Raw genomic sequence first — 18,896 nt, forward strand, 5'->3', positions numbered from 1 at the left:
CTTGAATGGTTTCAGCCCAACCAATAAAACATAAGATTTATTCGAGAAAAACAGTGTTATTTTCTTAGTTAATTCGTAAAGCGAATATTTAAGAAAGACTTACAGAGCGCTGCTTAAGGGAGAGAAAAGAATGCAATCAGTCGACATTGACCAAAGGATAGGATGGGCAGGAGGTAAAATAGAAAAGTCAGTTCGTGTTTAGTAAAACGAACAATACTCATGTGATAGAGATAAAAAAGGCGTGGACTTAGCCACGCCAATTGAGGCGAATCTGAGGACGAAAATCAGTTATTGGCTTTAGCAGCCCAAGTATCACGCAGACCTACAGTGCGGTTAAAGACCAGCGCTTCTGGGCGTGAATAGCGGCTATCTGCACAGAAATAACCTTCACGTTCAAACTGATAGGTTTTTTCTGGTACCGCATCAGCCAAGCTTGGCTCCACAAAGCCCTGGCGAATAAGCAAAGACTCAGGGTTGATAGTTGACAAGAAGTCTTCTGCCGCCGCTGGGTTTGGTACGCTAAACAAGCGGTCATATAAGCGAATTTCAGCAGGCAATGCATGCTTAACTGAAACCCAATGGATAACCCCTTTCACTTTACGGCCGTCAGAAGGGTCTTTATTTAAAGTTTCTGCGTCATAGCTGCAATAAAGTGTCGTGACATTGCCTTCGGCATCTTTCTCAACACGCTCAGCTTTGATCACATAAGCATTGCGCAGGCGCACTTCTTTGCCCAGCACCAGGCGCTTATATTGCTTATTGGCTTCTTCACGAAAATCAGCGCGATCGATATAAATCTCACTATCGAAAGGTACCTGACGGGTGCCCATATCCGGATTGTTCGGATGATTTGGCATCGTCAACCACTCTTCCCCAGCCGCACGATTCTCAATAACGACCTTGATAGGATCCAGAACAGCCATCGCCCGTGGCGCATTTTCGTTCAAATCATCACGGATACAAGATTCCAGCGCCATCATCTCAACGTTGTTATCCTGCTTGGTCACACCGATACGGCGGCAGAACTCACGAATGGATGCTGCGGTGTAGCCACGGCGACGCAAGCCAGAAATAGTTGGCATACGCGGGTCATCCCAGCCCTCTACCACCTTCTCAGTCACCAATTGGTTCAGCTTACGCTTAGACATAATGGCGTATTCGAGATTCAGACGAGAGAACTCATACTGACGCGGATGACATTCAATGGAGATATTATCCAGAACCCAATCATACAAACGACGGTTATCCTGGAACTCTAATGTACAAAGTGAATGAGTAATGCCTTCGATCGCATCAGAAATACAATGGGTAAAGTCATACATCGGGTAGATGCACCACTTATTACCAGACTGATGATGTTCGGCAAACTTGATGCGATACAACACCGGATCACGCATAACGATAAACGGTGACGCCATGTCAATTTTAGCGCGCAAGCAAGCAGTGCCTTCCGCAAAGCCACCAGCACGCATTTTTTCAAACAGCGCCAAGTTTTCTTCCACACTGCGGTCGCGATACGGGCTATTTTTACCCGGAGCCGTCAGTGTGCCGCGATATTCGCGCATTTGCTCAGCAGTCAGCTCATCAACATACGCCAGGCCTTTGTTAATCAGCTCTACAGCGTACTGGTACAATTGATCAAAATAGTCTGAGGAGTAACGTACATCACCGCTCCAGGTGAAGCCTAGCCACTCTACGTCGTGTTTAATTGACTCCACGAATTCTACGTCTTCTTTCACCGGGTTGGTGTCGTCAAAACGCAGGTTACATTGCCCCTGATAGTCTTGTGCAATACCAAAGTTCAGGCAAATAGACTTCGCATGGCCAATATGCAGGTAGCCGTTTGGCTCCGGCGGGAAGCGGGTATGAACCGACGTGTGTTTGCCGCTGGCTAAATCTTCGTCAATAATCTGACGGATAAAATTACTTGGGCGGGCTTCTGCCTCACTCATTGTTCTATTCCTCAATGCAAACGCAACAAATATAACCGCATATAATCCAACAAGCCTGACTTGGAAACAACCGTTTGTTACCGTAAACAAAACAAAAAAACGGGAAGAGATTGCTCTCTTCCCGTTGGTTAGGCTAAAACTTAAATCGGTTATCCAGTACCTCAGTACCTTTTCACCGTCAGACTTAAGCCGATTATTTGCTCTGAATCTCAAACAGTTGGCTTTGACCAGCAACCACAGAGCTACCCGCCAATACCGAGATACCCGCATAATCATCAATGTTACTGACGACAACTGGGCTAATCATTGAGCGTGCATTCGCGTTGAGATAAGCCAAATCCAGCTCCAGCACCGGTTGACCAGCAACCACAGTGGCACCTTCTTCAACCAGCCGCGCAAAGCCCTGGCCGTTCAGTTTCACCGTATCAATCCCGATATGAACCACAATTTCAGCGCCGGTTTCAGTTTCCAGGCAGAAAGCATGGTCAGTGTTGAAGATTTTTACGATGGTGCCGTTTGCCGGAGAAACCACGGTTTTATCCGTTGGACGGATGGCAATGCCCTCACCGACGGCTTTGCTGGCAAAGGCTTCATCAGGAACCTCTTCCAAAGCCACAACATCACCTGTGATGGGTGAAACCAATACCAAAGAAGCTGTTTTCGCCGTGTTAATGACTGCCTGAGGCTTGGCCGCAGCAGGAGCAGTGGCGCTGCTTGCCGCAGGAATTGGGCCACCGGCCAATACCGTACGCATTGCCGAAGCAATCAGTTCCGCACGAGTCCCCACAATCACTTGCACACTTTGTTTGTTCAGACGAATAACACCAGAAGCGCCCAAGCGTTTGGCAACACCGTCATTCACCAATGCAGAATCTTTGACGTTCAAACGCAGACGGGTAATACAAGCATCAATACCCGTCAGGTTGTCTGAACCGCCAATGGCCCCAATGTAACGACGCGCCAACCCATTGATTTCGCTTTCGTTAACTTCTGGCGTTTTATCAACATTGACGTCATAACCATCTTCTTCACTGCCTTCAACAGCCAGTTCACGGCCGGGTGTCAGCAAGTTGAATTTCTTGATGGTGAAACGGAATATCACGTAGTAAATCGCGAAGAACACCAGACCTTGTGGGATCAACATGTACCAGTGTGTCGCCAGCGGGTTGCGGGAGGACAACACCATATCCACCAAGCCGGCGCTGAAACCAAAGCCGGCAATCCAATGCATACTGGCGGCAATGAACACAGAAATACCGGTCAGCACGGCGTGGATAAAGTACAGCACCGGTGCAACGAACATGAAGGAGAATTCAAGTGGTTCAGTGATACCGGTGAAGAAGGCAGCGAATGCGCCCGCCAACATGATACCCGCCACTTTTGCTTTGTTTTCCGGACGCGCGCAGTGATAAATCGCCAGCGCCGCACCAGGTAAACCAAACATCATAATTGGGAAGAAACCTGCCTGATAACGGCCCGTGATACCGACAACAGCTTTACCGCTATCGATAGACTGTTGGCCACCCAGGAAGTTAGGGATATCGTTAATACCGGCAACGTCAAACCAGAACACTGAGTTCAAGGCGTGATGCAGGCCGACGGGGATCAGTAAGCGGTTGAAGAAGGCATAGATACCTGCGCCCACAGAACCCATATCTTTGATGTATTCACCGAAAGTCACCAATGCGTTATAAATCAGTGGCCAAACGTACATCAGAATGAAGGCAACCACGATCATCAGGAAAGACGTCAGAATCGGAACCAGACGGCGGCCACTGAAGAAAGAGAGCGCTTTTGGCAATTCAACACTGCTGAAGCGGTTGTACAACTCAGCTGAGATGATACCCACCAGGATACCGACGAACTGGTTGTTGATTTTGCCGAAAGCAGCAGGAACCTGATCAACCGGAATCTTTTGAATCATCGAAACTGCGGCTGGCGAACACAGTGTCGTCAATACCAGAAAGCCTACAAAGCCGGTCAGTGCAGCAGCACCGTCTTTGTCTTTTGACATACCATAAGCCACACCAATGGCGAACAGCACGGACATATTATCGATGATGGCGGCACCGGACTTGATAAACAATGCCGCTAGTGCATTATCACCACCCCAGCTGACGGGGTCTATCCAGTAGCCCACACCCATCAGTATCGCGGCTGCAGGCAGTGTGGCCACAGGGACCATCAAAGCCCGACCCACTTTTTGCAAGTAACTAAGAATATTCACCTTTCCCCCTATTCGTCCGATATCGGACCCTTTAAGTAGTTTATTTATTTGACTCACTACCTTTTAGAAAAACGCATGGCACACTTTCTATTTATTCACGACACGTATTACTCATTGCGGAGTGTAAAAAATTTATTTCGTAACGCAAATTAAAACCCCCTATTTTGTGATAAACGTCACCAAAAACCAGTCAAAAAGCACCAATGGACTAGCTATGATACAAAACTTATTTTATCATTCGAAAAATGAACGAAGCATCGTACCAGCGCATGAATCAAAATCTGAGTTACGCTTATCTGAATGATTCAATCCGCGTAGAGTATAGCCACTATTAGCAATCAAAGAGGTGCAAGATGAGACTTATCCCACTGAAAAACACCACAGAAGTTGGTAAATGGGCCGCGCGTTATATCGTTAACCGCATCAATGCATTTAAACCGACCGCTGACCGGCCATTTGTCCTGGGGCTGCCGACTGGCGGCACACCGATGGAAGCGTATAAGCACTTGGTTTCGCTGTATAAAGCGGGTGAAGTGAGTTTCAAAAATGTGGTCACTTTCAACATGGATGAATATGTTGGGCTGCCGCAAGAGCACCCAGAAAGCTACTACACCTTTATGCACAGCAACTTCTTTGATCATGTAGATATCCCTGCTGAAAATATCAATCTTCTAAATGGTAATGCGCCTGATATTGATGAAGAATGTCGCCGTTACGAAGAAAAAATAAAGTCTTATGGCAAAATTAACCTGTTCATGGGCGGCGTGGGCGTTGATGGCCACATTGCCTTTAACGAACCAGCATCTTCTTTAGCCTCTCGCACCCGCATCAAAACGCTGACCGAAGAAACGCGTATCGCAAACTCCCGCTTCTTTGGTGGTGATGCAAACCTCGTGCCGAAATATGCACTTACCGTGGGTGTCGGCACATTATTGGATGCGGAAGAAGTGATGATTCTGGTGACCGGCCGCGGTAAAGCGCAAGCCTTGCAAGCCGCAGTTGAAGGCAGCATCAACCACATGTGGACCATCAGTTGTCTGCAACTGCATGCAAAAGCCATCATGGTGTGCGATGAACCTTCGACTATGGAATTGAAGGTTAAAACCGTAAAATATTTCAGCGAATTAGAAGCTGAAAATATCAAGAATCTGTAATAGTTATTAGGGGGTTAAGATGTACGCTTTAACTCACGGCCGTATTTATACCAGCCATGAAGTACTGGATAATCACGCTGTTGTCGTGGCTAACGGATTGATCGAACGTATCTGTCCTGCCGATGAACTTCCGGCTGGCATTGAGGTACGCGACTTGGGTGGCGCCATCCTGGCCCCCGGTTTTATTGATGTTCAGCTTAATGGCTGCGGTGGTGTGCAATTCAATGATTCACTTGAAGCCATCTCCGAAAAGACGCTGGAAATTATGCAGCGCGCGAATGAAAAGTCAGGTTGCACCAGCTTCCTGCCAACACTGATTACTTGCAGTGATGAATATATGAAGCACGGCGTAAATGTCATGCGTTCGTATCTGCAAAAAAACCAGCATCAAGCTTTGGGTCTGCATCTGGAAGGGCCTTATATCAGCCCACAGAAGAAAGGGACGCACAATCCAGCGTTTATCCGTCAACCTAGCGCTGAAATGATTGATTATCTGTGTGCCAATGCCGATGTGATTACCAAAGTGACATTGGCTCCTGAAATGGTTGATGCCAAATATATTCGTCAACTGACAGAAGCGGGTATTCTGGTTTCTTCCGGCCACTCAAATGCAACCTATCAGCAAGCTCGTCAAGGTTTTGCGGCCGGCATCCGCTTTGCAACGCACCTTTATAATGCAATGCCTTACATCTCTGGGCGTGAACCAGGCTTAATTGGGGCAATTTTCGATACACCGGAAGTGTATACAGGCGTCATTGCTGATGGCCTGCATGTAGATTGGGCTAACATTCGCAATGCTAAGCGATTGAAAGGTGAGAAATTAGTACTGGTCACTGATGCAACCGCACCGGCAGGCGCAGAAATTGATCAATTTATTTTTGCTGGTAAAACAATATACTATCGCGATGGTTTATGTGTGGATGAAAATGGCACATTAAGCGGTTCAGCACTGACCATGATAGAAGCGGTCCAAAATAGTGTTGAACATGTTGGCATCGCGCTAGACGAAGCATTGCGTATGGCAACACTTTATGCGGCCCGCGCTATTGGCGTGGATAAGCAGTTAGGGAGTATTGAAGTAGGCAAAGTAGCCAACCTGACTGCCTTTACCCGCGATTATCAAATCACTAAAACCATCGTTAACGGTAACGAGGTTTTAAAATAAGCGAGTAATTTTATTGATGAGCACCGGCGGACAGTCACAAATTGGTAATGTGGATCTTGTGAAACAACTCAATGGCGCCGTGGTTTATCGGCTCATTGATCAGCAAGGCCCGATTTCGCGCATTCAGATTGCCGATCTCAGCCAGCTAGCTCCCGCCAGTGTCACCAAAATTACCCGCCAACTGTTGGAGCGCGGGCTGATCAAAGAAGTCGATCAGCAAGCCTCCACCGGTGGCCGTCGTGCGATTTCTATCGTCACGGAAAACCGTCAGTTCCACACCATCGCCGTCCGTCTGGGCCGCCATGACGCCACTATTACGCTGTTTGATATGAGCGGTAAGCCGCTGGGTGAAGAGCACTATTCCCTGCCAGAGCGCACGCAAGAAACACTCGAACATGCATTATTTAATATTATCAGTCAGTTTATTGAAGCTTATCAGCGCAAATTGCGTGAATTGATTGCCATCGCAGTCATTCTCCCAGGCCTGGTTGAACCGAGCAAAGGCATCGTGCGCTATATGCCACATATCAGTGTTAGCAACTGGCCATTAGTTGAAAATCTGCAAAATCGTTTTAATGTCACCAGCTTTGTCGGCCACGATATTCGTAGTTTGGCGCTGGCTGAGCACTATTTTGGTGCAACTCGCGACTGCGAAGACTCTATTTTGGTTCGTCTTCATCGCGGTACAGGGGCCGGAATCATTGTTAATAGCCAAATATTTCTTGGCAGCAATGGCAACGTCGGTGAAATCGGCCATATCCAGATTGATCCGCTGGGTGAGCGCTGCTATTGCGGTAATTTTGGTTGCCTGGAAACCGTCGCATCCAATGCGGCCATTGAAAACCGCGTGCGCCACCTGCTCGCTCAGGGTTATCCAAGCAAACTAACACTAGATGATTGTCATATTAGTGCTATTTGCAAAGCGGCTAACAAAGGTGATTTACTGGCAAGTGAAGTAATTGAGCATGTGGGCCGCTACCTGGGCAAAGCCATTTCTCTCGCGATCAACTTATTTAATCCGCAAAAAGTGGTGATTGCCGGTGAAATTATTGAAGCCGACAAAATCCTGCTCCCTGCCATTCAAGGTTGTATTAACACGCAAGTGTTGAAAAACTTCCGCCAAAATTTGCCCATCGTCACCTCGCAGCTTGATCATCAATCAGCCATTGGGGCTTTTGCGCTGGCCAAGCGGGCCATGTTGAACGGTGTGTTACTGCAACGCCTGCTGGAAAATTAATTCCTTATAGATTAAGACATCGGCAGGGTCAGTTACATCATCGACCATGTTACAATGACTCATTGCTGCGGCTAAAAGAGTAATTTAAACAATGACAATTAAAAGCGTTATTTGCGATATTGATGGTGTGTTGTTACATGATAATCACCCGGTCCCTGGGGCTGATGTTTTTCTGGCCCGAATTCAAGAGGCCGGAATGCCGCTGGTTATTTTGACCAACTATCCGTCACAAACCGCTCAGGATCTGGCTAACCGCTTCAGTTCTGCCGGGCTGGAAGTACCGGAGAGCGCGTTTTATACCTCCGCTATGGCAACAGCCGATTTTCTGCGCCGTCAAGATGGTAAAAAAGCTTATGTGGTGGGTGAAGGCGCATTGGTTCACGAATTATATAAAGCAGGTTTTACCATCACTGATATAAATCCTGATTTTGTTATTGTGGGTGAAACCCGCTCTTACAACTGGGATATGATGCATAAAGCGGCCTATTTCGTCGCCAATGGCGCGCGCTTTATTGCGACTAACCCTGATAGTCATGGTCACGGTTTCGCCCCTGCCTGTGGGGCATTGTGCGCACCTATTGAGAAAATTTCCGGCCGTAAACCATTTTATGTCGGCAAACCCAGCCCGTGGATCATTCGCGCTGCACTCAATAAAATGCAGGCACATTCAGAGAGCACGGTCATTGTGGGTGATAACTTGCGCACGGATATTTTGGCCGGGTTCCAGGCCGGTCTTGAGACTATTTTGGTCCTGTCGGGCGTCTCGACATTAACGGATATCGAAGCGATGCCATTCCGCCCGAGCTATGTTTATCCATCCGTTGCAGAAATTGACATCATCTAATTTCTCGTGGGCGGTTCCGGCCGCCATACACCTTTTGCGATACTCCCTATTCTAAGTGCCGCGCCCTTTTTTAGTGCAGCGCACCAAAGTTTCTTGCTAATCCTCCCCATTTTGGCGCATTTTCTTTCTTATGCGCTCGCCGCCGCCAGCTATAGCGACAAATCTATTGCGCTCTAAATTGGCGTGTTTTTTGCATTACTTTTTATAAATTATTCGGATGAATGCATCGTCATGGGGCAAAGCTTGCATCAATCGCAAGCAAGTGCACGAAAAACAGTTCCAGCGATGAACGACTCAAACTCAACATCATCACCGCCAAAGCAGAGAAGTTAGGGAGATTACTATGTGTTCTATTTTCGGGGTCCTCGACCTAAAAACTGACCCCATTGAGTTACGCAAAAAAGCGCTGGAAATGTCACGTTTAATGCGCCACCGCGGCCCAGACTGGTCAGGTGTATGGGCAAATGATAAAGCCATACTCGCCCATGAACGCTTGTCTATTGTTGACGTCAATACCGGTGCGCAACCTCTGTTTAACGCGGCGCACACACATATTCTGGCAGTCAACGGTGAAATTTATAATCATCAGGCATTACGCCAGCAATACGGCGACCGTTATGAGTTCCAGACCGGGTCTGACTGTGAAGTCATTCTGGCGCTGTATCAGGAGAAAGGCCCTGAATTCCTTGACGATCTGCAAGGTATGTTCGCTTTCGTCCTATACGATACGGAAAAAGACGCTTACCTGATTGGGCGTGATCATCTGGGCATTATCCCGCTGTATATGGGTCATGACGAACACGGTAATATGTTTGTAGCGTCAGAAATGAAAGCCTTGGTTCCGGTTTGCCGTACCATCAAAGAATTCCCGGCTGGGAGCTATCTGTGGAGTCAGGATGGCGAGATCCGTGAATATTATCATCGCGACTGGTTTGATTTCGATAATGTAAAAGACAATGTTACCGATAAAGTTGAGCTGGCAAATGCGTTAGAAGATGCTGTTAAAAGTCATTTGATGTCCGACGTTCCTTACGGCGTGCTGCTGTCTGGCGGTCTGGATTCTTCGGTTATTTCAGCCATCACCAAAAAATTTGCGGCTCGTCGCGTAGAAGATGATGAACGCAGTGAAGCCTGGTGGCCACAATTGCACTCCTTCGCCGTTGGCCTGGTGGGCTCACCTGATTTGCGCGCAGCACAAGAGGTCGCCAACCATTTAGGTACAGTGCATCATGAAATTCACTTCACCGTGCAAGAAGGTCTGGATGCCATCCGTGATGTGATTTATCACATTGAAACTTATGATGTCACCACCATCCGCGCCTCGACACCAATGTACTTGATGTCACGTAAAATCAAGGCGATGGGTATCAAAATGGTGCTATCTGGTGAAGGTTCTGACGAAGTATTTGGCGGTTATCTCTATTTCCACAAAGCACCAAATGCCAAAGAATTACATGAAGAAACCGTGCGCAAGTTATTAGCCCTGCATATGTATGACTGCGCTCGCGCCAACAAAGCGATGTCTGCCTGGGGTGTGGAAGCGCGTGTGCCGTTCCTGGATAAGAATTTCCTTGACGTCGCGATGCGAATTAACCCGCAGGATAAAATGTGTGGTAATGGCAAAATGGAAAAACATGTCCTCCGTGAATGTTTTGAATCCTACCTGCCACATAGCGTCGCATGGCGCCAAAAAGAACAATTCTCCGATGGTGTAGGTTACAGTTGGATTGATACATTAAAAGAGAAAGCTGCTGAGCAAGTCACTGATCAACAAATGGAAACTGCGCACTTCCGTTTCCCATACAACACGCCTTCCTCCAAAGAAGGTTACTTGTATCGTGAAATCTTTGAAGAATTATTCCCACTGCCAAGTGCGGCGGAATGTGTGCCTGGCGGCCCTTCTGTAGCATGTTCATCAGCTAAAGCTATTGAATGGGATGAATCATTCAAAAGCATGGATGACCCTTCAGGTCGCGCTGTAGGCGTGCATCAGGATGCCTATAAATAATTGAATGTGACAGCCGGGACAAGTCTACCTGCATCAGCTATTCAGCCATCAAGGCCGCCCTCGGGTGGCCTTATTTTTTTGTTGGCAAATTCAACAATTAATCATCATAAGTGCTGCTTTAATCACCAGACTGTTCACAAGCCAAACAAACGGACCCCTTCAGCGCTTTTTTGGGAAAAAATTAGTTGACGCAAATCGGCCATATACGCATAATGCGCCCCGCAACGCCGATGAAGGTTATGCAGAAAAAAGATGGCTACGTAGCTCAGCTGGTTAGAGCACAGCACTCATAATGCTGGGGTCACAGGTTCGATTCCCGTCGTAGCCACCATCTTTTTCATGTATGCGGGAGTGGCGAAATTGGTAGACGCACTAGATTTAGGTTCTAGCGCCGCAAGGTGTGCGAGTTCAAGTCTCGCCTCCCGCACCATTTTCATCGGTTGTCACAGTAGATGGGATATCGCCAAGCGGTAAGGCACCAGGTTTTGATCCTGGCATTCCCAGGTTCGAATCCTGGTATCCCAGCCATTTCTCTGAAATGGAATATTGTTAGACCCCAGTTGTGCTAAATCAGTAAAAGAATTGTATTTCAGTTGGGATATCGCCAAGCGGTAAGGCACCAGGTTTTGATCCTGGCATTCCCAGGTTCGAATCCTGGTATCCCAGCCATACAATTTCTCAAGGTTAAAGATTTTAAGATGGCTACGTAGCTCAGCTGGTTAGAGCACAGCACTCATAATGCTGGGGTCACAGGTTCGATTCCCGTCGTAGCCACCATCTTTTGGGGTATCGCCAAGCGGTAAGGCACTGGATTCTGATTCCAGCATTCCGAGGTTCGAATCCTCGTACCCCAGCCAAATTTAGAAAAGCTCGCTTCGGCGGGCTTTTTGCTTTTCTATAAAGTGAAGAAATAATCGCGCCCGCAGTCGCCAGGAAACCACTATTCCCGGCGACGAGTTATAAAATATCTACAGCCCGAGTGCATATTTCAATGCATGCTCTTTAAGCTTACCCGCGCGTTGTGCCGCCATCAGCGCCAAATTACGCGCAAATTTTACCGCAGGCAGGTCATTACTGAATGCGGTGTAAAACACATCCATCCCACTTTGCATAATCAAATTATCAGTACGGCGGCGGCGCTGATAACGCAGCAACACCGGCTCATTGTGCCAAGACTCAGCCTGTTCCCGCGCCTGATTTAATACCTCCAGTAACGCATCAACATCCCGATATCCCAGATTAACCCCCTGCCCCGCCAATGGATTGATGGTATGCGCCGCATCGCCCAGTAATACCAACCCTGGCTGCACATATTGCTGCGCGTGACGGCGAACCAAGGGGAAAGAACCTGCAGCAATAGCGTTGACTGCTCCCAGACGGGATGGGAAAGCCGCAGCAATCTCTTGATTCAATTGTGTCATCGGTAACGCCTGAAGCTGGCGGATACGCTGAGGGCTATCGTACCAAACCAATGATGCCCAGTTATCAAACAATGGCAGAAAAGCTCTTGGGCCTGAAGGGAAAAACTGCTGCCAGGTCGTGTCTTGCTGGGCAGTATCGGTCTTGACGGTAATTAACATACAAGACTGGCGATATTGCCAGCCACTGGTGCCAATCCCAGCTAAACGGCGTACCAGAGAATTAGCTCCGTCTGCACCTACCACTAAATGGCTCTGTATCTCTCGCTGCGCATCTAACGTGATTTTCCAGTAGTCATCTACTCTGACCATCGTTTGCAGCCGTGACGGGCACAATAACGTCAAATTAGGGCATTCCGCCATCTGTTGCCATAGCGCCAACTGTAAAATCCGGTTCTCGACCATAAAGCCCAGTTCAGGCAAAGACAGCGACACCGCATCAAAGATCACTTGAGATCCCGGCTGTTCCCATGTTTCCAATCGGCGATAAGGTGCGTAGCGCATCTGTTGTACTTGCGGCCAGGCGCCAAGCTGTTTGAGCAAGGACACTGAGGTACATCCAATCGCGGAAACCCGTAAGTCCGGAACACTTTCAGCTTGAAACGGCTGCGGGGCCTCATGTTCCAGTAACGCCACTGACCAGCCAGTTTGCGCCAGCCCCAGCGCAGCCGCAGCACCCACCATGCCACCGCCTACGACCACAACATCATAATTTGGTTGGGATTTATCCATTTTGGCCATTCTTAAAAGTTAAAATAACACCCGTGTTTTGTCTGCATACAGTGTACCGGATTTTTTATCACTCCACAGAATAAGTAAGCCGTTATGCGGTGGTCATCGCAACAGCAAATGACTACAATAGCCCCATAATCACGGAGCCTTTGTGCTACCCACTATTCGATGACAGAGCACTGCGCTGCACGATGTGACTTTTATGATGAATTTTTTTGGCGGTAGATAGGCAATGACTAAAAAACTACACATCAAAACCTGGGGCTGCCAGATGAACGAATATGATTCATCTAAAATGGCTGATTTGCTGGCCAGCACCCATGGCTACCAGTTGACAGAAATCCCCGAAGAGGCCGATTTACTGTTACTCAACACCTGCTCAATTCGCGAAAAAGCCCAAGAAAAAGTGTTCAGCCTGTTGGGCCATTGGAAGTTGCTCAAAGAAAAAAAACCGGAGCTTATCATTGGTGTCGGGGGATGTGTGGCGTCACAAGAAGGTGAGCATCTGCGCCAGCGAGCCCCTTGTGTTGATATCATTTTTGGGCCACAAACGCTGCATCGCTTACCGGAAATGATTAATCACGTGCAAGGTACACACAGCCCGGTAGTGGACATCAGTTTCCCAGAAATTGAAAAATTTGACCGCCTACCAGAACCCCGTGCTGAAGGGCCGACGGCATTTGTCTCCATCATGGAAGGGTGCAATAAATATTGCACATTTTGTGTCGTACCTTACACCCGTGGCGAGGAAGTCAGCCGACCAAGTGATGATATCTTGTTTGAAATCGCACAGTTAGCTGCCCAAGGCGTGCGGGAAGTCAACTTGCTCGGCCAGAATGTGAATGCTTATCGTGGCGCCACTTATGATGGTGATATCTGTAGTTTTGCCGAACTATTGCGGCTGGTTGCCGCCATCGATGGTATCGATAGAGTGCGCTTTACCACTAGCCATCCCATTGAGTTTACTGACGATATTATCACCGTTTATCGGGATACCCCCGAGCTGGTGAGTTTCCTGCATCTGCCGGTACAAAGTGGTTCTGATCGTATTTTGACCATGATGAAACGGGCACATACCGCGCTGGAATACAAAGCTATCATCCGTAAACTGCGTCAGGCTCGGCCTGATATCCAAATTAGCTCTGATTTTATTATCGGTTTCCCTGGTGAAACTCAACAAGATTTTGAGCAAACCATGAAACTGGTGACGGATATCCGTTTCGATACCAGTTACAGCTTTATTTACTCCTCGCGGCCCGGCACACCGGCGGCTGACCTTCCGGATGATGTTTGCGAAGAGGAGAAAAAACAGCGATTGCACATCTTACAAGAACGTATTATTCAACAAGCTATGGAAATCAGCCGCGAGATGGTTGGCACCGTGCAACGTATTTTGGTCGAAGGCACGTCTCGCAAGAATGTTATGGAATTGGCGGGGCGCACCGAAAATAATCGGGTGGTGAACTTTGAAGGCACACCTGAGATGATTGGCACATTCGTCGATGTTGAAATCGTTGATGTTTATGCCAGTTCACTCCGTGGCATTTTGCTGCGCACAGAAGACCAGATGGATCTGCGAACCCATGAGTCACCGCAATCAGTGATTGCCCGAACCCGTAAAGAAAATGAGATAGGTGTCGGCCTGTATCAGCCCTAATTGACATTTTTCTAGCCAGCCCGCATGAACAGGTACTGCATTGTCGGTACCTGTTTTATTTTAGCGGGGCGCTGCGCAGATTCGGATTTTTTAAGTTGCACCATCCGTTGGCCGCCATTTCAATAGGGGTCGACGGATTTATAAGTAAACTTGCGTCGGTGCCATGCACCATGAATAATTCACAAATGACATGTATGATTGACGTTATATCAGTGATATCACACAACCAATATCAGTGAATGATATTCCCCATAACGGGAAATGGCAGATAGGCTTCAAATAAACCGGCCCTTAGTGACCCAGAGGAACGCAGTGACTCAGAGAAACAGTTTGCACGTAGTGACACAAGAAATCTTGCTGGAACCCGCCGACAATCAGCGCCTGCTGAGTTTATGCGGCCCTTTTGATGACAACATCAAGCAGTTGGAACGCCGGTTAGGCATTGAAATTAATCGTCGAGATAACCGTTTCAAGTTAGTCGGTAAGAATATTTGCGTTGTTGCAGCGGCAGATATCCTGCGCCATCTGTATGTTGATACGGCCCCTATCCGGGGTGTCATCCCCGATATCGATCCCGAAGCTATTCATCTCGCGGTGAAAGAAAGTCGCGTGTTAGAACAAACCGCCGAAAGTGTGCCGGATTATGGAAAAGCCATAAACATTCGCACCAAGCGCGGGATGGTCAAGCCCCGTACGCCAAATCAGGCCCAATACATTGCCAATATTCTCGATCATGATATTACTTTCGGGATTGGGCCAGCTGGCACGGGTAAAACTTATCTGGCCGTTGCCGCAGCAGTGGATGCTTTAGAGCGCCAAAACGTACGGCGCATTTTGCTAACCCGCCCGGCAGTTGAAGCTGGTGAAAAACTGGGTTTCTTGCCCGGAGACCTCAGCCAAAAAGTCGATCCTTATCTGCGCCCGCTCTATGATGCTCTATTTGAAATGCTGGGCTTTGAGCGCGTGGAGAAACTGATTGAACGCAATGTGATTGAAGTGGCTCCGCTGGCGTATATGCGCGGTCGCACACTGAATGATGCGTTTATCATTTTAGATGAAAGCCAAAACACCACCGTCGAACAGATGAAAATGTTCCTGACCCGCATGGGCTTCAACTCTAAAGCAGTGATTACCGGTGATATCACGCAAACTGACTTACCACGCCACCAGAAGTCGGGCTTAAGCCATGCCATCGAAGTGCTATCCGAGGTAGAAGAACTGAGCTTTAACTTCTTCCATAGCGAAGATGTGGTGCGCCACCCTGTCGTCGCCCGCGTGGTTATTGCTTATGAAGCTTGGGAAGCGGCTGAACAAAAACGTAAAGATACCATCGCCGAACAACGTAAGCGGGAAACTCACACCCCGTCTGAGCAGGAGGCTCCGTGAGCCAAGTTATTCTCGATTTACAAATTGCCTGCGCTGACAGCCAGGGTTTACCGGCCGAAGCAGATTTTCAGCATTGGTTGGAAGCAGTATTACCTCAATTTCAGGAAGTCTCTGAAGTGACTATTCGTGTGGTTGATAAAGCAGAAAGTCATGAGCTGAATCTCACCTATCGTGGTAAAGATAAACCGACCAATGTCTTGTCTTTTCCATTTGAGGCCCCACCTGAGATTGAACTGCCACTACTGGGTGATTTGATCATTTGTCGTCAGGTAGTTGAACAAGAAGCGGTTGAGCAAGAGAAAGCACTATTGGCTCATTGGGCGCATATGGTTGTTCACGGCAGTCTCCATCTGCTAGGGTATGACCACATCGTTGACGATGAAGCAGAAGAAATGGAGTCGATTGAGACTGAAATAATGCAAAGTTTGGGCTACCCAGATCCGTATATTTCAGAGAAAGACTCCGAGTAACCCCATCATTCTGGGTGTAATAACGCCCTGTTAATAGGGGCAAAGCTGTCGGCGGTGTGAGTTTACCACTGCCGATAAAATATAATTTTATATGGGTAAACTTAACTAAAACGCCATGAGCGACGACCACTCACAAAACAACGATAGCCCCAGTCCCAAGAAAGGGTTCTTTACTCTCATCCTTAACCAGTTATTCCACGGCGAACCCAAAAACCGTGGCGATCTGGTAGAGCTTATCCGTGATTCTGAGCAAAACGATCTGATCGATCCCGATACCCGCGATATGCTGGAAGGCGTGATGGATATCGCCGAACAGCGAGTACGGGATATCATGATCCCCCGCTCTCAGATGGTCACATTAAAGCGTAATCAAACGCTGGATGAGTGTCTGGATGTCATTATTGAATCTGCTCACTCCCGCTTTCCGGTGATCAGTGAAGATAAAGATCACATTGAAGGCATTCTGATGGCCAAGGATTTGCTGCCGTTTATGCGCACAGATTCTGAGCCATTCAGCATTGATAAAGTCTTACGGACGGCAGTTGTTGTGCCAGAAAGTAAGCGTGTTGATCGGATGCTGAAAGAGTTCCGCTCCCAGCGCTATCACATGGCTATTGTCATTGATGAGTTTGGTGGTGTTTCCGGCCTGGTGACCATTGAAGATATTCTTGAGCTGATCGTTGGCGAAATTGAAGATGAGTATGACGATGAAGAAGACAGAGATGTTCGTCAACTCAGTCGGCACACTTACACCATCCGTGCGCTGACACCCATTGAAGATTTCAATGATGTATTCGAAACCCATTTCAGCGACGATGAAGTGGACACTATAGGTGGTTTAGTGATGCAGGCGTTTGGTCATTTACCTGCTCGCGGTGAAACCATTGAAATTCAAGGTTACTTATTTAAAGTTGCCATGGCGGATAGCCGACGTATCATTCAGGTCCATGTGAAAATCCCGGATGATGCTCCGCAACCAAAACTGGAAGAATAAATCCTTGATGCCTATTGCTTCATACCTTCAACGCCAGTGGGTTCGCGCCCTACTGGCGCTATTTTTGGGCGCCTGCGGTACGCTGGCCTATTCCCCATTTGATAGTTGGCCAGCGGCCATTGTTTCGCTGTTCGGCTTACTCAGCCTGACATTGAATCGCAACACTAAACAAGCCGCTTTTATCGGTTTTTGTTGGGGTATGGGGCTGTTTGGTTCGGGGATTAACTGGGTCTATGTCAGCATTGCCGAATTCGGCGGCATGCCAACAGCCATCAATATCTTCCTGGTGGTATTACTGGCAGCCTATCTCTCACTCTACACCATGCTATTTGCCGGTTTATTAGCCCGCATCTGCCCTAAAACAACATGGTGGCGACTGGCTATTGCGGCACCGGTGGTGTGGCAGCTAACTGAGTTTTTGCGCGGCTGGGTATTAACTGGTTTTCCCTGGCTGCAATTCGGCTACAGCCAAGTAAACGGCCCGCTGCGCGGCATTGCGCCTATTCTCGGTGTCGATGGCATCACCTTTATGCTGATGTCCATCAGTGGATTACTGGTTTACGCCTGCTATCAACGCCGTATAACTGCTGCAATAGTTGCCATAGCAATGTTATTGCTGCCCTGGCCGCTGCGCCAGTTGCATTGGTTCACACCGGAGCCTCAACGCGCAGTCAATGTGGCGATGGTGCAAGGTAATATTGCTCAGTCAATGAAGTGGGATCCCAAAATCCTGCTTAAGACTTTGCAAATTTATCTCGATGAAACTCGCCCATTTATGGGTAAAGCGCCCATTATCATTTGGCCAGAATCCGCTATCCCTGATATTGAAACCGATCAAACGACCTTCCTGACGATGGTTGATGACCTGATGCGGGCAAATCACAGCAGCCTGATTACCGGTATTGTTGATGCCCAGCGCCGCCCAGAAGGCAAGGGATACCATTTCTTCAACAGTATTATCGTGTTGGGAGATAAAGAGCCATACCAATATCCGACTCGCAACCGCTACAGTAAACACCACTTGGTACCCTTTGGGGAATTTGTGCCGCTGGAGACATTGCTGCGGCCACTGGCGCCGTTCTTTGATTTACCGATGTCATCTTTTAGCCGGGGCGGCTATGTGCAGCCACAGCTTAATGTGGCTGGGTTTAACCTAACGGCCGCCATATGTTATGAAATCGTCTTGGGTCAACAGGTTCGGGACAACTTCAACCCTGATACCAACTTCTTGCTGACGGTCTCCAATGATGCATGGTTTGGTCACTCTATCGGCCCGTGGCAGCATTTCCAAATGGCACGCATGCGCGCTCTTGAATTAGGTCGTCCTCTGTTGCGCAGCACCAATAATGGTATAACGGCAGCAGTTGGCCCAAGCGGTGAAATCTTGGCACAAATTCCACAATTTACCCAGCAAGTGCTGGAAGTGAAAGTCACGCCAACTACCGGGATTACCCCTTATGCCCGGTTTGGCTCTTGGCCGATGTGGATTATCACGCTGATATTGGGGGCATTGACGCTATATCGTGCCATCCGCTGCCGTTCTGATAAAAAATAACCCTATATGCCCCAAATAGTTTGAGTTGCAAGAAGGCGTAAGCGAAAGACATGCAGCTTGAAGTATGACGGGTATAAATCCAAGGTAACTTGAGTAC

Annotated in this window: 13 protein-coding genes and 6 tRNA genes; 16 read left to right on the plus strand and 3 right to left on the minus strand. The window is 48.1% G+C overall.

What is annotated here, in order from left to right:
* Positions 1 to 284 precede the first annotated feature (284 nt).
* Positions 285 to 1,952, minus strand: coding sequence for a glutamine--tRNA ligase (glnS, locus tag F0T03_RS15275; protein ID WP_159679295.1), 1,668 nt, complete (start codon positions 1,950 to 1,952; stop codon positions 285 to 287).
* Between the two features lie 193 nt (positions 1,953 to 2,145).
* Positions 2,146 to 4,179, minus strand: coding sequence for an N-acetylglucosamine-specific PTS transporter subunit IIBC (nagE, locus tag F0T03_RS15280; protein ID WP_159679298.1), 2,034 nt, complete (start codon positions 4,177 to 4,179; stop codon positions 2,146 to 2,148).
* Positions 4,180 to 4,532: 353 nt separating this feature from the next.
* On the opposite strand from nagE, the gene nagB reads away from it, so the two are divergent.
* The 11 genes from nagB to F0T03_RS15335 all read left to right on the plus strand — a co-directional run bounded on the left by nagB (position 4,533) and on the right by F0T03_RS15335 (position 11,444).
* A complete protein-coding gene (gene nagB, locus F0T03_RS15285; protein WP_159679300.1) occupies positions 4,533 to 5,333 on the plus strand; it encodes a glucosamine-6-phosphate deaminase in 801 nt (266 codons plus the stop codon).
* A gap of 19 nt (positions 5,334 to 5,352) precedes the next feature.
* Positions 5,353 to 6,498, plus strand: coding sequence for an N-acetylglucosamine-6-phosphate deacetylase (gene nagA, locus F0T03_RS15290; protein WP_145554472.1), 1,146 nt, complete (start codon positions 5,353 to 5,355; stop codon positions 6,496 to 6,498).
* A gap of 16 nt (positions 6,499 to 6,514) precedes the next feature.
* Complete coding sequence (gene nagC, locus F0T03_RS15295; RefSeq protein ID WP_162526964.1) at positions 6,515 to 7,735, plus strand: DNA-binding transcriptional regulator NagC; 1,221 nt, start codon at positions 6,515 to 6,517, stop codon at positions 7,733 to 7,735.
* A gap of 91 nt (positions 7,736 to 7,826) precedes the next feature.
* Positions 7,827 to 8,579: an HAD-IIA family hydrolase gene (locus F0T03_RS15300; protein WP_005167939.1), complete on the plus strand. Its 753-nt coding sequence runs from the start codon at positions 7,827 to 7,829 to the stop codon at positions 8,577 to 8,579.
* Between the two features lie 343 nt (positions 8,580 to 8,922).
* Positions 8,923 to 10,587, plus strand: coding sequence for an asparagine synthase B (asnB, locus tag F0T03_RS15305; protein WP_159679305.1), 1,665 nt, complete (start codon positions 8,923 to 8,925; stop codon positions 10,585 to 10,587).
* Positions 10,588 to 10,841: 254 nt separating this feature from the next.
* Positions 10,842 to 10,918 (plus strand) — tRNA-Met (locus F0T03_RS15310).
* Positions 10,919 to 10,932: 14 nt separating this feature from the next.
* A tRNA-Leu gene (locus tag F0T03_RS15315) sits at positions 10,933 to 11,017 on the plus strand.
* Between the two features lie 23 nt (positions 11,018 to 11,040).
* A tRNA-Gln gene (locus tag F0T03_RS15320) sits at positions 11,041 to 11,115 on the plus strand.
* A 66-nt stretch (positions 11,116 to 11,181) separates the two neighbouring features.
* Positions 11,182 to 11,256 (plus strand) — tRNA-Gln (locus F0T03_RS15325).
* A 31-nt stretch (positions 11,257 to 11,287) separates the two neighbouring features.
* Positions 11,288 to 11,364: transfer RNA gene (locus tag F0T03_RS15330), tRNA-Met, on the plus strand.
* 5 nt (positions 11,365 to 11,369) lie between these two features.
* Positions 11,370 to 11,444 (plus strand) — tRNA-Gln (locus tag F0T03_RS15335).
* A 111-nt stretch (positions 11,445 to 11,555) separates the two neighbouring features.
* Here F0T03_RS15335 and ubiF read toward each other — a convergent pair.
* Positions 11,556 to 12,737: a 3-demethoxyubiquinol 3-hydroxylase gene (gene ubiF, locus F0T03_RS15340; RefSeq protein ID WP_159679307.1), complete on the minus strand. Its 1,182-nt coding sequence runs from the start codon at positions 12,735 to 12,737 to the stop codon at positions 11,556 to 11,558.
* 232 nt (positions 12,738 to 12,969) lie between these two features.
* On the opposite strand from ubiF, the gene miaB reads away from it, so the two are divergent.
* The 5 genes from miaB (at position 12,970) to lnt (ending at position 18,799) form a co-directional block, all read left to right on the plus strand.
* A complete protein-coding gene (miaB, locus tag F0T03_RS15345) occupies positions 12,970 to 14,394 on the plus strand; it encodes a tRNA (N6-isopentenyl adenosine(37)-C2)-methylthiotransferase MiaB (protein WP_159679310.1) in 1,425 nt (474 codons plus the stop codon).
* 312 nt (positions 14,395 to 14,706) lie between these two features.
* Positions 14,707 to 15,780 (plus strand): PhoH family protein, encoded by a 1,074-nt coding sequence (locus tag F0T03_RS15350; protein ID WP_208787084.1) that lies wholly within the window; start codon positions 14,707 to 14,709, stop codon positions 15,778 to 15,780.
* Complete coding sequence (gene ybeY / locus F0T03_RS15355) at positions 15,777 to 16,250, plus strand: rRNA maturation RNase YbeY (RefSeq protein WP_159679314.1); 474 nt, start codon at positions 15,777 to 15,779, stop codon at positions 16,248 to 16,250. The genes F0T03_RS15350 and ybeY overlap by 4 nt, the downstream gene beginning before the upstream one ends.
* 115 nt (positions 16,251 to 16,365) lie before the next feature.
* Entirely contained in the window at positions 16,366 to 17,244 is an 879-nt protein-coding gene (gene corC / locus F0T03_RS15360; protein WP_145554479.1) for a CNNM family magnesium/cobalt transport protein CorC, read from the plus strand.
* A gap of 7 nt (positions 17,245 to 17,251) precedes the next feature.
* Positions 17,252 to 18,799: an apolipoprotein N-acyltransferase gene (lnt, locus tag F0T03_RS15365; RefSeq protein ID WP_145554537.1), complete on the plus strand. Its 1,548-nt coding sequence runs from the start codon at positions 17,252 to 17,254 to the stop codon at positions 18,797 to 18,799.
* Positions 18,800 to 18,896: the final 97 nt, after the last annotated feature.

Origin of the sequence: Yersinia canariae, from assembly GCF_009831415.1 — a bacterium.
GTDB lineage: Bacteria > Pseudomonadota > Gammaproteobacteria > Enterobacterales > Enterobacteriaceae > Yersinia > Yersinia canariae.